General features: G+C 62.0%; 14 protein-coding genes. 6 read left to right on the top strand and 8 right to left on the bottom strand.

The features are described 5' to 3' along the window. Entirely contained in the window at positions 1-420 is a 420-nt protein-coding gene (locus tag GL286_RS05925; protein ID WP_155094644.1) for an META domain-containing protein, read from the bottom strand. 173 nt (positions 421-593) lie between these two features. On the opposite strand from GL286_RS05925, the gene GL286_RS05920 reads away from it, so the two are divergent. The 5 genes from GL286_RS05920 to GL286_RS05900 are packed head-to-tail and all read left to right on the top strand — an operon-like array spanning position 594 to position 4,901. Further along, positions 594-1,367 (top strand): sulfite exporter TauE/SafE family protein, encoded by a 774-nt coding sequence (locus GL286_RS05920; protein ID WP_155094643.1) that lies wholly within the window; start codon positions 594-596, stop codon positions 1,365-1,367. 27 nt (positions 1,368-1,394) lie between these two features. After that, positions 1,395-2,543, top strand: a complete 1,149-nt coding sequence (gene dapE / locus GL286_RS05915; protein WP_155094642.1) for a succinyl-diaminopimelate desuccinylase — start codon at positions 1,395-1,397, stop codon at positions 2,541-2,543. Continuing rightward, positions 2,540-2,956: a GNAT family N-acetyltransferase gene (locus tag GL286_RS05910; RefSeq protein ID WP_155094641.1), complete on the top strand. Its 417-nt coding sequence runs from the start codon at positions 2,540-2,542 to the stop codon at positions 2,954-2,956. The genes dapE and GL286_RS05910 overlap by 4 nt, the downstream gene beginning before the upstream one ends. Further along, complete coding sequence (locus tag GL286_RS05905) at positions 2,957-3,472, top strand: hypothetical protein (protein WP_155094640.1); 516 nt, start codon at positions 2,957-2,959, stop codon at positions 3,470-3,472. Positions 3,473-3,521: 49 nt separating this feature from the next. Next, a complete protein-coding gene (locus tag GL286_RS05900) occupies positions 3,522-4,901 on the top strand; it encodes a glutamate--cysteine ligase (protein WP_155094639.1) in 1,380 nt (459 codons plus the stop codon). Between the two features lie 35 nt (positions 4,902-4,936). On the opposite strand, the gene GL286_RS05895 is transcribed toward GL286_RS05900, so the two are convergent. The 6 genes from GL286_RS05895 to GL286_RS05870 all read right to left on the bottom strand — a co-directional run bounded on the left by GL286_RS05895 (position 4,937) and on the right by GL286_RS05870 (position 8,238). Beyond that, complete coding sequence (locus GL286_RS05895; RefSeq protein ID WP_155094638.1) at positions 4,937-5,353, bottom strand: DUF2852 domain-containing protein; 417 nt, start codon at positions 5,351-5,353, stop codon at positions 4,937-4,939. An 84-nt stretch (positions 5,354-5,437) separates the two neighbouring features. Beyond that, entirely contained in the window at positions 5,438-6,046 is a 609-nt protein-coding gene (locus tag GL286_RS05890; protein WP_155094637.1) for a TetR/AcrR family transcriptional regulator, read from the bottom strand. Between the two features lie 10 nt (positions 6,047-6,056). Beyond that, entirely contained in the window at positions 6,057-6,347 is a 291-nt protein-coding gene (locus GL286_RS05885; RefSeq protein ID WP_155094636.1) for an HPr family phosphocarrier protein, read from the bottom strand. After that, complete coding sequence (locus GL286_RS05880) at positions 6,344-6,769, bottom strand: PTS sugar transporter subunit IIA (RefSeq protein ID WP_155094635.1); 426 nt, start codon at positions 6,767-6,769, stop codon at positions 6,344-6,346. The genes GL286_RS05885 and GL286_RS05880 overlap by 4 nt, the downstream gene beginning before the upstream one ends. Before the next feature lie 26 nt (positions 6,770-6,795). Beyond that, positions 6,796-7,740: an RNase adapter RapZ gene (rapZ, locus tag GL286_RS05875; protein WP_155094902.1), complete on the bottom strand. Its 945-nt coding sequence runs from the start codon at positions 7,738-7,740 to the stop codon at positions 6,796-6,798. Positions 7,741-7,803: 63 nt separating this feature from the next. Next, entirely contained in the window at positions 7,804-8,238 is a 435-nt protein-coding gene (locus tag GL286_RS05870) for an HPr kinase/phosphorylase (RefSeq protein ID WP_155094901.1), read from the bottom strand. Between the two features lie 215 nt (positions 8,239-8,453). Here GL286_RS05870 and GL286_RS05865 point away from each other — a divergent pair, with 215 nt between their 5' ends. Continuing rightward, the gene (locus tag GL286_RS05865; protein ID WP_155094634.1) at positions 8,454-10,052 is read left to right on the top strand and encodes a phosphoenolpyruvate carboxykinase; all 1,599 of its coding nucleotides are present in this window, start codon (positions 8,454-8,456) and stop codon (positions 10,050-10,052) included. A gap of 83 nt (positions 10,053-10,135) precedes the next feature. On the opposite strand, the gene rnr is transcribed toward GL286_RS05865, so the two are convergent. Then, on the bottom strand, positions 10,136-12,400 hold the full coding sequence (gene rnr, locus GL286_RS05860; RefSeq protein WP_155094633.1) for a ribonuclease R: 2,265 nt from the start codon (positions 12,398-12,400) through the stop codon (positions 10,136-10,138). Positions 12,401-12,407 lie beyond the last annotated feature (7 nt).

Raw genomic sequence — 12,407 nt, 5'->3', positions numbered from 1 at the left:
TTATTCCTTCCGGTAGCCCGGCTCGAAGGTCAGATAGACCGGACCGGTGATCTGCAGAACACCGCCGTCATAGGAGATGCCGTTCGCCTGACGGAGCGCGTCAAAATAGCTGGCCTCAAGCCGTCCGGCATTCCCGCTGCAAGAGGCGCCGCTGGTCGTGATCGAGCCGATCTTGAAGCCCGGAGGCATCGTCGTCTGCGGCGCGGCATAGTGATTGCACGGCGCCTGACCCGAGATCGAGCCGTCGGATTCGATGGTCAGACCGACATTGCGTTGCGGGACCGTATCCGAGCCGATCCCGACCAGAACATATTTTCCGGTCGGAACGTTAGTGCCGCCGCCCCCGCCGGCAGTCGGTTCGCAAGCGGCAAGCGCGGTTAGGCAGGCCGCGGCAGCGGCTAAGGTGATGATGCGGCTCATGGCAGCTCCGATCTGTTCAATTACGCCTATAATGCCTGAACACATGAAACTGTCCAGCACGCCCCAAATTTTCGCGACGGGACAGTGGCCTACGCGCAATGGCCCGACGGGCTTTCACCGATCTTGGTCGTGATGCCATTGCATCCGGACGGCGCGTGGGTATGGGTTGCGCCATGTTCGGAATCGACCCCACCCTATTCTGGATCTCGATCGCCATCACGCTGTTCTCGGGCTTCGTGAAGGGTGCGATCGGTTTCGCCATGCCCATGATCATGATGTCGGCGCTTGGCTCGTTCCTGACCGCCCAACAAGCGCTGGCGGCAGTGATCCTGCCGGTTCTGGTCACCAATATCCGCCAGATGCTGCGACAGGGGCTTGGTCCGGCTTGGCAAGCCACTTGGGCCTATCGCTGGCATATCGGCATGGTCGTGCTGTTCATCCCGATTAGCGCCGCCTTTGCCACCCGCGTGCCGCAATGGGTGATGTATGCCCTGCTGGGCCTGCCGATCACGTTTTTCGCCTTGTGGCAGCTGGCGGGCAAAAGCCTAGCGATACCGATCCACCACCGCCGCCGCGTCGAGATTGTCACCGGCATCATCGGCGGGCTTTACGGCGGGATCTCGGGCATCTGGGGTCCGCCGCTAATCGTCTACCTGCTGTCGATCCGCGCCCCCAAGGACGAACAGATGCGGGTGCAGGGAGTCGTCTTTTTCATCGGCGCGGCAATCCTGACCGTCTCGCACCTGTTCTCGGGCGTGCTGAACGCGCAAACCTTGCCCCTATCGGCCATCATGGTCATTCCGGCGCTGGTCGGCATGGGCTTGGGCTATCTGGCGCATGACCGGCTGGATGTGGCGCAATTCCGGCGCTGGACGCTGGTGCTTCTGGTCGCAACGGGCTTCAACCTTGTACGGCGGGCGCTGGAACTGTTCGGCGGACCGGTGTAACGGGTCGCCCGAATACAGGAGATCATGATGACCTCAATCACGGATGCCGCCGACCTGACGGCCCGCTTGATTCGCTGCCCGTCGGTCACCCCCGAGGAGGGAGGCGCGCTGCAACTGCTGGAACAGATGCTGACCAATACCGGTTTCGAATGCCACCGCGTGGACCGCAACGGCGTTCCGAACCTGTTCGCCCGCTGGGGTACCAAAGGGGCCAAGCGCACCTTCGGCTTCAACGGCCATACCGATGTGGTCCCGCCCGGAGACGTGGCAAGCTGGACCCATCCCCCCTTCTCCGGCCATGAGGAAGACGGCTGGATCTGGGGCCGCGGCGCGACGGACATGAAATCCGGCGTCGCGGCTTTCGCCTCTGCGGCGATCGGCTTTGCCAACGAATGCCCCGCGGACGGCGCGATCATCCTGACCATCACGGGCGACGAGGAAGGTCCCGGTAAGGACGGCACCAAGGCGCTGCTGGATTGGATGGGTGCGCAAGGCGAGCAGATGGATGTCTGCATCGTCGGCGAGCCGTCGAACCCCGACCGCATGGGCGAGATGATCAAGATCGGCCGTCGCGGCTCGATGACCTTACAGATCGCGGCCAAGGGCAAACAGGGCCATGCCGCCTATCCGCATCGCGCCAAGAACCCGCTGCATGCGCTGGTGCGGCTGCTGAACGAATTGACCGCCGAGCCGCTGGACCACGGGACCGAGCATTTCGACCCCTCGGGCCTGCAAATCACCACCGTCGATTGCGGCAACCCGGCCTCGAATGTGATCCCGGAAAAGGCCCGGGCCACGGTCAATATCCGCTTCAACGACGCCCATACCTCGCACACGCTGGACCGGATGATCCGTGACAAGGCGGCAGGCATCGCTGCGGAAACCGGCGTCGAATTCGACATCACGACCGATGTCTCGGGCGAAAGCTTCCTGACCCGTCCCGGCCCGTTTGTCGAAATGGTCCGCGACATTGTTCGCGATGAAACCGGCCTCGATCCGGTGCTTTCGACCTCGGGCGGGACTTCGGATGCGCGTTTCGTAAAAGACCATTGTCCGGTCCTTGAATTCGGACTGGTCGGGCATTTCATGCATCAGGTGGACGAGCGTGTCCCCGCCGAGCAGGTCAGGCAATTGTCCCGCATCTACCGCCGCATTCTGGAGCGTTACTTCGCATGATCGAAAAGACCGACGACATCGACACCTGCCGCGAGATCCGGCGCGAAGTCTTCGTGATCGAGCAATCCGTTCCCGAAGCCGAGGAATGGGACAATCGCGATGGCGAGGCGATCCACCTTCTGGCCCGCGACGACTCGGGACAGGCAGTTGGTACGGCCCGCATCCTGTTTGACGGCGCAACCGGCAAGATCGGTCGCGTGGCAGTGCGCAAATCGGCGCGCGGCACGGGACTGGGCGCGGCCCTGATCCGCGCGGCGATGGACGAACTGCGCACCTTTCCCGCCATTACCCACGCCAAGCTGGGCGCGCAGACCCATGCCATCGGCTTTTACGAAAAGCTGGGCTTCGCCGCTTACGGCCCCGAGTATCAGGATGGCGGTATCCCGCATCGCGACATGATCAGGGAGCTGTGATTGATCAGACCCGAGCTTGCCGAACGCCTGCGTCCTTGGGCCGAGACCCACTTGGCCCTTGCGCTGGTCGTTTTCGGTTTATGGGTCCTGTCTCTGGGCGGCTGGGTGTTCCAGCCGCTCGGCAGCCTGATTGCGATCATCGCGGCGGTCTGGGCACTTGATGCGCGTCGCCGGATGCGTTTTCGCAGCCTAGCGACCGCACCCGGCATCGTCGAACTTGACGAGGGCGCGATCCGCTACCTGTCCCCCGACCGCGTTCTGGGCGGCGAATTGTCGCTGCGCGACCTGTACGAGATCCGGCTTCTGCGCTTGAACGGACGGGTGCACTGGCGGTTGAAAAGCGTTGATGGTCAGGCAATTCTGATTCCGGTTGACGCAAAAGGTGCCGAGCTTCTGGCCAGCGCCTTTGCTTCGTTGCCCGGCCTCGACATGGGTCGGGTGGCGGCTGCACTTGCTGCCGACGGTCCTGCAATCCAGACCCTTTGGACGAGGTCCGAGCGCGCACGCTTGACTTGACGCGTGGCACTTGCCACCTGTGACACTCAAGGCAATTGAAAGGCCACCGATGTCCATTCCTCAACAGGGCGGCGGCCCGATCGAACGTCCCGAACAACTTGCTGAATACATCGCCTCGGGTGAGAAACCCGAGGAAAACTGGCGTATCGGGACCGAACATGAAAAATTCGGTTATCGCCATTCCGACCTCGCGCCCCTGCCTTATGACGGGCCGGCGGGGACGCCCACGGTCAAGAACATGCTGGAAGGCATCCGCGACCGCTTCGGCTGGAAACCGGTGCTGGAAGGCGAACACATCATCGGGCTTGAGAAGAACGGCGCGAATGTCAGCCTTGAGCCGGGCGGGCAGCTGGAACTGTCCGGCGCGCCGGTCGAGACGATCCACCAGACCTGCGACGAGGTGAACGGCCATTTGGCCGAGGTGAAAGCCGTGGCCGACGATCTGGGCGCGGGCTTCATCGGTCTGGGCGCGGCCCCGATCTGGAGCCAAGACCAGATGCCGATGATGCCCAAGGGCCGCTACCGGCTGATGACCGATTACATGGGCCGCGTCGGTGAGCTTGGCACGCAGATGATGTATCGCACCTGCACCGTGCAGGTGAACCTCGACTTCGGCTCGGAAGCCGACATGGTCCAGAAACTGCGCGTCGCGCTGGCGCTGCAGCCCGTCGCCACTGCGCTTTTCGCCAATTCTCCTTTCCTCGACGGCAAGGTGAACGGGATGAAAAGCTGGCGCGCCCATATCTGGCAGAACCTTGATGACGCCCGCACCGGCCTGCTGCCCTTCACTTTTGAATCGGGCATGGGCTATGAGGCTTGGGTCGATTACGTTCTCGATGTGCCGATGTATTTCGTCTATCGCGACGGCAAATACATCAACGCCTTGGGCCAAAGCTTCCGCGACTTCATGAAGGGCCAGTTGCCCGCACTGCCGGGCGAGATCCCGACGCTTTCGGACTGGGCCGACCACCTGACCACCGTCTTCCCCGAGGCCCGCGTCAAGAAATTCATCGAGATGCGCGGCGCGGATGGCGGCCCGTGGCGCAGGCTTTGCGCTTTGCCCGCGCTATGGGTCGGGCTGATCTATGACCAAAGCGCGCTTGATGCGGCATGGGACCTGTGCCGTGGTTGGTCAGCCGAGCAACGCAACGGTCTGCGCGTCGCTGCGGCGCGTGACGGGCTGCAAGGCGAGTTCGACGGGCTGCGGCTGCATGACATCGCCCGCGACGTGTTGGAGATCGCGGAATTCGGCCTGAAAGCACGCGGTCGTACCGGCGCGGGTGGTCTGGTTCCCGATGAGACGCATTTCCTCAACGCGCTGAAAGAAAGCGTCGATAGCGGCAAAGCCCCTGCCGATGAATTGCTTGCGAAATATCGCGGTGAATGGAACAGCGACCTGAGCAAGATCTACGGCGAATATTCTTACTAAAACAAAAGGGCCGGGTTATCCCGGCCCTTTTCGTATCACGATTGCAGTTCGCGAGGTTCGCTGCGGCCTTGCATGAACTGATCGAACTCGGCCTTGTCCTTGGCCTCGCGCAGCTTCTGCAGAAAGTCCAGAAACTCGCGGTGTTCATCCTCAAGCCGTTTCAGCGTTTCTTCGCGATAGGCATCGAAGGCGGCGTTTCCGGTCGGGGCCGAGAAACTGCGGGGCGAGAAACCGGAATGGCGGTCATGGCGGTGACGGCACGAAAACATGCGTTTGCTCCAGATCATGTAACCAAGAACTGCAAGGCCCACGGGCCAGCAGGCGACGAAACCAAGGATCATGGCAATGATCCATGCCCCCTTGCCGCGTTCGTCCAACCAGTCCCGGATCCCGGCCAAGGCCGAGCCGATCCGGTCCATCAAGGACGGCCGCGGGGCGATGTAGCTGTTCATTTACGGTCCCTTTCAATGTGAATGTTAATCACATTTACATAAATAAGGCGCCTGAACCGAGCTTCAATAGTCCCACTTTAAAAATCAGTCGGTAATGACGCCCAGCCCGCGCAGATAGATCAGCGTGCCGCTTTCCAGCATATCGGCGGGGGAAATGGGCGACCGCCCGCCAGGCTTGCCGCGGCTGAACAACTCGACCACGCCATGGCTGAGCGCCCAGATATGGTCGGCGGTCATGCCTGCGGGGGGGCGGTGTTCCTCGGGGATGCGCTGGAACAGGGATTCGGCGGCGCGGACAAGGATGCCTCGGGCGCGGTCGGCGGCCTGTGTCAGACCCGAGTTGCCCGCGATCGAGATGCCCGATTCAAACATCGCGATATAGTAACCACGACGCTCGGCAGCGAATGCCAGATAGGCTTGCCCCATGCCCAGAAACGCCGACAAGGGCGTGCGACCCTGCGCCAAGGCGGCCTCCAGACGGTCGGCGAATTCTTCGAAACCCTGCCGCGCTATTTCCTCGAGCAGTTCATCGCGACCGGTGAAATGGCGATAAGGGGCGGCGGCGCTGACACCAACCGCGCGCGCGGCCTCGGCAAGGGTAAAGCTTTGCGGGCCTTTTTCCTCGATCAGACTGACGGTCGCCTCGACCAAGGCCTGTCGCAAATTGCCGTGATGATAGGAATCGCGGGCCATGATCCGGCCCTTACATGCCTTCGCCGAAGAAATCCCCAACAAGGTTGGCCAATGCATCGGCAAGTTCCAATGCCTGCCCGCCCCGCGTCGTTACGCGGATCGTGCTGCCCCGCGGCGCGGTCAACATCAGCAGGCCCATGATGGAATCGCCCGAGACGCTCATCCCGTCCTTTTCGACGGTGGCCTTGGCATCGAATTTCTCGACCGTCTCGACGAATTTGGCGCTGGCCCGCGCATGCAGGCCCTTTTCGTTAATGATCTTGAGTTCGCGGGTAACGGACCCGTTGCTCATATCATTCATGAGACAGCGCGGTTCGGGACCGGAATGATATCGGCTGGCAATACATCATAGCTGTTGATGTATTTGCGGCCTGCATCCTTGGCAAGCGTGACTGCGTCAGCCACGGTCAGTTTTCGAGACTTGGCCAATTTTACCAGCATCGGCAGATTGGCCCCGTATAGAATCGAGCGGTTGCGGGCGTGACAGGCCATCAAGGACAGGTTCGATGGCGAGCCGCCGAACAGATCCGTGACCACGACCACGCCATCGCCAGTATCGACAGAATCAGCGGCGGCGCAGATTTCAGCCTGCTTTTCGCCGCGATTGTGATTCTCTTCGATGGCTACAGCCCGGATTCCCGCTTGTGGCCCCACCACGTGCTCGACTGCCGAGAGATATTCCCTGGCAAGCCCGCCATGCGCCACGATGACAATTCCGATCAATGTTTCCCACCACGCAAGGTCTGCCGTCAAAGCGTAGCGGTCACCGCGAGAGGTCCTGTCATAAGACCGTCATCAGGTGCCGGCGCCTTTTCACGGCGTTCAAGTTCCCTGTGTCTAATTGACACCTGCCAGCCGCCTTTCGCAAGCGCGTCTGCCATTTTTTCCGCCAATGTGACGGAACGATGTTGCCCTCCGGTGCAACCGAAGCCGATTACCAGATGGGCTTTACCCTCTTCTAGATGGGCTGGAAGGGAGAAAAGCACAAGATCCCTGACCCGTTCGAAGAACTCACCGAATCGGGGGTCGGACGTGACGTAACTTTGCACGGCGGGATTGCGCCCATCAAGGGGACGCAACGATGCATCCCAATGCGGATTGGCAAGGAAACGGCAGTCGAACATCATGTCGACACCGCGTGGAACCCCCCGTTTATATGAGAAAGACTGCACCGAAACCGTCAGCCTCCGCCCCGCGTCGCTTTCGAACCAGCGTGCCAGTTCTGCCTTCAGATCATGCGGGGACAGCTCGGACGTGTCGACCAGAACGTCGGCCCGCGCACGCACCGGAGCAAGCATGTCCCGCTCGGCCAGAATGGCGTCAAGCGGGGCGCCTTCGCTGCGAAGGGGATGCCGTCTGCGGGTTTCATTGAACCGTCGCAAAAGCTGCTCGGTGGCGCAATCAAGATACAGCACTTCGGGTTCGTAATCGGGAAGCCTTGTCAAACGGTCAATTAGCTCGATCAGGTTCGTCGCCGAAAAATCGCGGTTCCGGATATCGAGTCCCAAAGCCAGCGGCACGCCCCGCGCCGGACCATCCAGCAAACGCGGCACCAATGACAACGGCAGGTTGTCGATGGCCTCGTAGCCAAGATCCTCAAGGACGTTGATTGCGGTCGAGCGTCCAGCCCCCGACGGGCCGGTCACCAGCACGACCCGCTGGGTAGTTTCGTCCGGTGTGGCGTTCTCGGTCATGCCGTTCATCGTACGCTTCTGTTAGGCGGACAGTTCACATCGGGATGCCATCACGGGAGCGCATCATGTTTGGTCCCGATCCCAGCGTCCCGCAACAAGATATTGCAGCAATGCACTTGCAAGATGGTCCCGTCCCTTCCCGAGCACAAGCGGAAGTTTCCGCCCCAGAAAATCAATATGTCGGTGTGGCGGCAAACGGTCAGGCTCGGGTCGGTCCAGATCGACAGCAAGGACAACTTCGGCTGGCCCCGCAGGGTCGGCATTCAGAATGCCGACGCCCCGCGCCTCGATCCGGCCACGAATGGCTTCGGGGCAATCCGCGATCAACCTTAGATCGTCTTTTGTCAGCATCGTCCGGTCATCGGCCACCAATCCGGCCCCGAGCGCCATCAACTGCAGCGCCAGAGTCGATTTTCCCGAACCAGACGCGCCGAGAATCAGAAGCGCCCTGCGATTCTTTGCCACGCACGAGGCGTGGAGGATCAGATCGAAACCCATGCTCACGCTTGAAACTTCCTTTTCCATCTGATGAAAATGGCGCTCAGAGACTTGTCCTTTGGTCCACATAACGCATTTCTTATTCAAATGTTGGCGCGAACACGGGCTGGTTGCGCTAAACCTAGCACCTTGGTCGGTTCCGTCATCCTGCTGCCATGTTATAGCAATCGGGAAGACCCCAACGGGGTCAGACGATCATCAGGAGCTTTCAGGACATGTCCGAACCGCGCGTTAATCCGAATTGCCGTCTCGAAGATCAGGGGATCTCGGGAGTCGGTAATGTCTATTACAACCTGATCGAGCCCGCCCTGATCGACGCAGCCATCGCGCGCGGCGAAGGCAAGCTGGGCCAAGGCGGAACCTTCCTCGTTTCGACCGGCGCGCATACCGGTCGTTCGCCCAAGGACAAGTTCGTCGTCCGCACCCCTTCGGTCGAAGACTCGATCTGGTGGGAAAATAACAAGCCGATGTCCGAAGAGGCCTTCGACACGCTCTATGCCGACATGCTTGAGCACATGAAGGGCAAGGACTACTTCGTTCAGGACCTGTTCGGTGGCGCCGATCCCGCGCTGCGTCTTGACGTGCGCGTCGTGACCGAACTGGCTTGGCACAACCTGTTCATCCGCCACCTGCTGCGCCGCCCCGAGGCCGCGGAACTGGCGACCTTCCTGCCGGAATTCACCATCATCAACTGCCCCAGCTTCAAGGCCGACCCGGCTCGCCACGGCTGCCGCAGTGAAACGGTGATCGCGCTGAACTTCGACAAGAAACTGATCCTGATCGGCAACACCGCTTACGCCGGTGAGAACAAGAAGTCGGTCTTCACCCTGCTGAACTACATCCTGCCGGCAAAAGGCGTGATGCCGATGCACTGCTCGGCCAACCACGCGATCGGCAATCCCGATGACAGCGCCATCTTCTTCGGCCTGTCGGGCACCGGCAAGACCACGCTTTCGGCCGATCCCTCGCGCACGCTGATCGGCGACGATGAGCATGGCTGGTCGGATCACGGCATCTTCAACTTCGAAGGCGGCTGCTACGCGAAAACGATCAACCTGTCCGCCGAAGCCGAGCCGGAAATCTACGCGACCTGCTCGAAATTCGGCACCGTGATCGAGAACATGGTCTTCGACGAGGACACGCTGGAGCTGGACTTCAACGACAACTCGATCACCGACAACATGCGCTGCGCCTATCCGCTGGAGCAGATCTCGAACGCCTCGGAAACCTCGCTGGGCGGGATGCCGAAGAACGTGATCATGCTGACCTGCGACGCTTACGGCGTCCTGCCGCCGATCGCGCGCCTGACGCCTGCACAAGCGATGTATCACTTCCTGTCGGGCTTCACCTCGAAGACCCCGGGCACGGAAGTCGGCATCGTCGAGCCGACCCCGACCTTCTCGACCTGCTTCGGCGCGCCCTTCATGCCGCGTCGCCCGGAAGTCTATGGCAAGCTGCTGCAGGAAAAGATCAACGCCACGGGCGCGACCTGCTGGCTGGTCAATACCGGCTGGACCGGCGGCGCTTTCGGCACCGGCAAGCGGATGCCGATCAAGGCCACCCGTGCCCTGCTGACCGCGGCACTTGACGGCTCGCTGAACGAAGTCGAGTTCCGCAAGGACCCGAATTTCGGCTTCGAGGTTCCGGTCTCGGTTCCGGGCGTCGAGGACAAGCTGCTGGACCCGCGCCAGACTTGGGTCGATGCCGATGCCTATGATGCGCAGGCCAAGAAACTGGTCGGCATGTTCAGCGACAACTTCGCCCAATATGCCGACAAGATCGACGACGACGTGCGCGCCGCCGCGATTGGCTGATCTTGAAGAGGCGGGGCTTAGGCCCCGCAGCCTATCCCGAACAGAAAAGGGCGGCCCTAGGGCCGCCCGTTTTCATTTCAGCATCACTTGGTGTTTCGCACGCGCTTGCGCTTCTGGGCGCGCTTGACCTCGGACAGGCGCGATTGGGTCGCGCGTTTGCGGAAGGGGCCCTTGCCGCGACGGCCCGCACCGCCTTGCGGCATGGGCTTGCCCTCGACCTCCAGCAGTTCCAGCATCAGCCCGCCGGTCAGCGGCACGGCCTCGGACAGGCGCACGGTGACGCGCTGGCCGATGCCAATCTCCATGCCGGTTTCCGAGCCGATCAGCATCTGGGCTTCCGGGTCAAAATGGAAATATTCGCGCCCGATTTCGCGGATCGGCAGCAACCCGTCCGCGCCCGTCTCATCCAGACGGATGAAGGCACCGAATTTCTGCACGCCGCTGACCCGGCCTGCGAACTCGGCCCCGACCCGGTCGGCCAGATAGGCGGCCAGATAGCGGTCGGTCGTATCGCGTTCAGCCGCCATCGAGCGGCGCTCGGTGTCCGAGATCTGCTTGGCGGTCTCGGAGAGGTTCTCGATATCCCAATCCGACAGCCCGTCGCTGCCCCATTTATGGCCAAGGATCAGCGCGCGATGCACGATCAGGTCGGAATAGCGCCGGATCGGCGAGGTGAAATGCGCATAGGACCGCAGCGCCAGCCCGAAATGGCCGTAATTTTCCGGGTGATAATAGGCCTGCTGCATCGAGCGCAGCGCGGTCATATTGATCAGTTCATCGAAATCCGAGCCCTCGGCCTGTTCCAGAAGCCGGTTCAGGTGGCGGGTTTGCAGCACCTGTCCCTTGGCCAGCGTAAAGCCGGACGCCTCGGCGACCTCGCGCAGAGCGTCGAGTTTCTCGACGCTGGGTTCTTCGTGGACGCGGTACAGCAGCGGGCGGCGCAGATGTTCCAGTTCCTCGGCGGCGGCGACATTGGCCAGCACCATGAATTCTTCGATCAGCTTATGGGCGTCGAAGCGTTCGCGGAAATTGACCGATTTCACCCGTCCATCGGCGGTCAGGATGATCTTGCGTTCCGGCAGGTCCAGTTCCAGCGGCTGACGGCGGGCACGAGCGGCTTTCAGCAACTCATAGGCGTGCCACAGCGGTTTGATCACCGAATCCAGCAAAGGCGCGGTCTGGTCGTCGGCATTGCCATCCGCCGCCGCCTGCGCCTGCTCATAGGACAGGCTGGCCTGCGAATGCATCATGCCGCGATGGAAGGTATGGCTGGTCTTGTTGCCCTGCGCATCCAGCCGCATCCGCACGGCGATCACCGGGCGATCGACGCCCTCGTGCAGCGAACACAGGTCGCCCGACAGGATATCGGGCAGCATCGGCACGACCCGATCGGGGAAATAGCTGGAATTGCCGCGCTTCCTCGCCTCGCGGTCAAGGGCCGAGTTCGGGCGGACATAGGCCGCGACATCGGCAATGGCGACCCAGATATCGGCCCCGCCATCCTCGCGGATTTCGGCGGCGACGGCATCGTCATGGTCGCGCGCATCCGAGGGGTCGATGGTGACCAAGGGCAGATGACGCAGGTCTTCGCGGCCCTTCATCGTCGCGGGTTTCGCGGCATCAGCCTCGGCCATGACCTCATCGGGGAAGTCATCGGGAATGCCGTGCTGATGGATCGCGATCAGGCTGACCGCGCGAGGCGCAGACGGATCGCCCAGCCGCTCAAGCACGCGCGCCACCGGCAGGCCGATGCGACCGCGCGGGCCGATCTGCTCGGCCTCGACCAACTCACCATTCTGCGCGCCGTGGATCTCATGCGGCGGGACCTGCCATTCCTTGTCCGAGCCCTTGTCGATGGGCAGGATGCGCCCGCTGGCCTCGGGGCCGGCGGAACTGCGGCGGAAGATGCCGACGATCTTGTGCTGGACGGTGCCGATGCGGCGGATCAGGCGGGCCTGATATTGGTGATCTTCGCCATGGGTCTCGATCAGGCGGGCAAGGATGCGCTCGCCCGGCGCAAGGGCGGGATCGGCCTTCAGCGGCGCGTAAAGGATGCGCGGCATCGGGCCGTCGCCATTCCATTCGAGCGGCTTTGCGAAGATATCGCCATCCATGTCGGGCGGCAGAAGCTGGATCACCGTGACCGGCGGCAGACGCTCGGCGTCGTGATAGTGACGGCGGCGGCGTTCAAGCTGGCCCTCGGCCTCAAGCTCTTTGAGCATACGCTTCAGCTCGATGCGTTCCGCACCTTTGATGCCGAAGGCTTTGGCGATGTCGCGTTTCGCGGTGGCGTCCGGGTGCGCGTGGACCCAGTCGAGAATCTGTTGTCGGGAGGGAAGCTGTGCCATGCGGCCA

The organism is Paracoccus aestuariivivens (assembly GCF_009711225.1).
Taxonomy (GTDB): Bacteria; Pseudomonadota; Alphaproteobacteria; order Rhodobacterales; family Rhodobacteraceae; genus Paracoccus; species Paracoccus aestuariivivens.
Note: the sequence above shows the minus strand (reverse complement) of the source record. Positions and strands in the feature narration are given on the sequence as shown.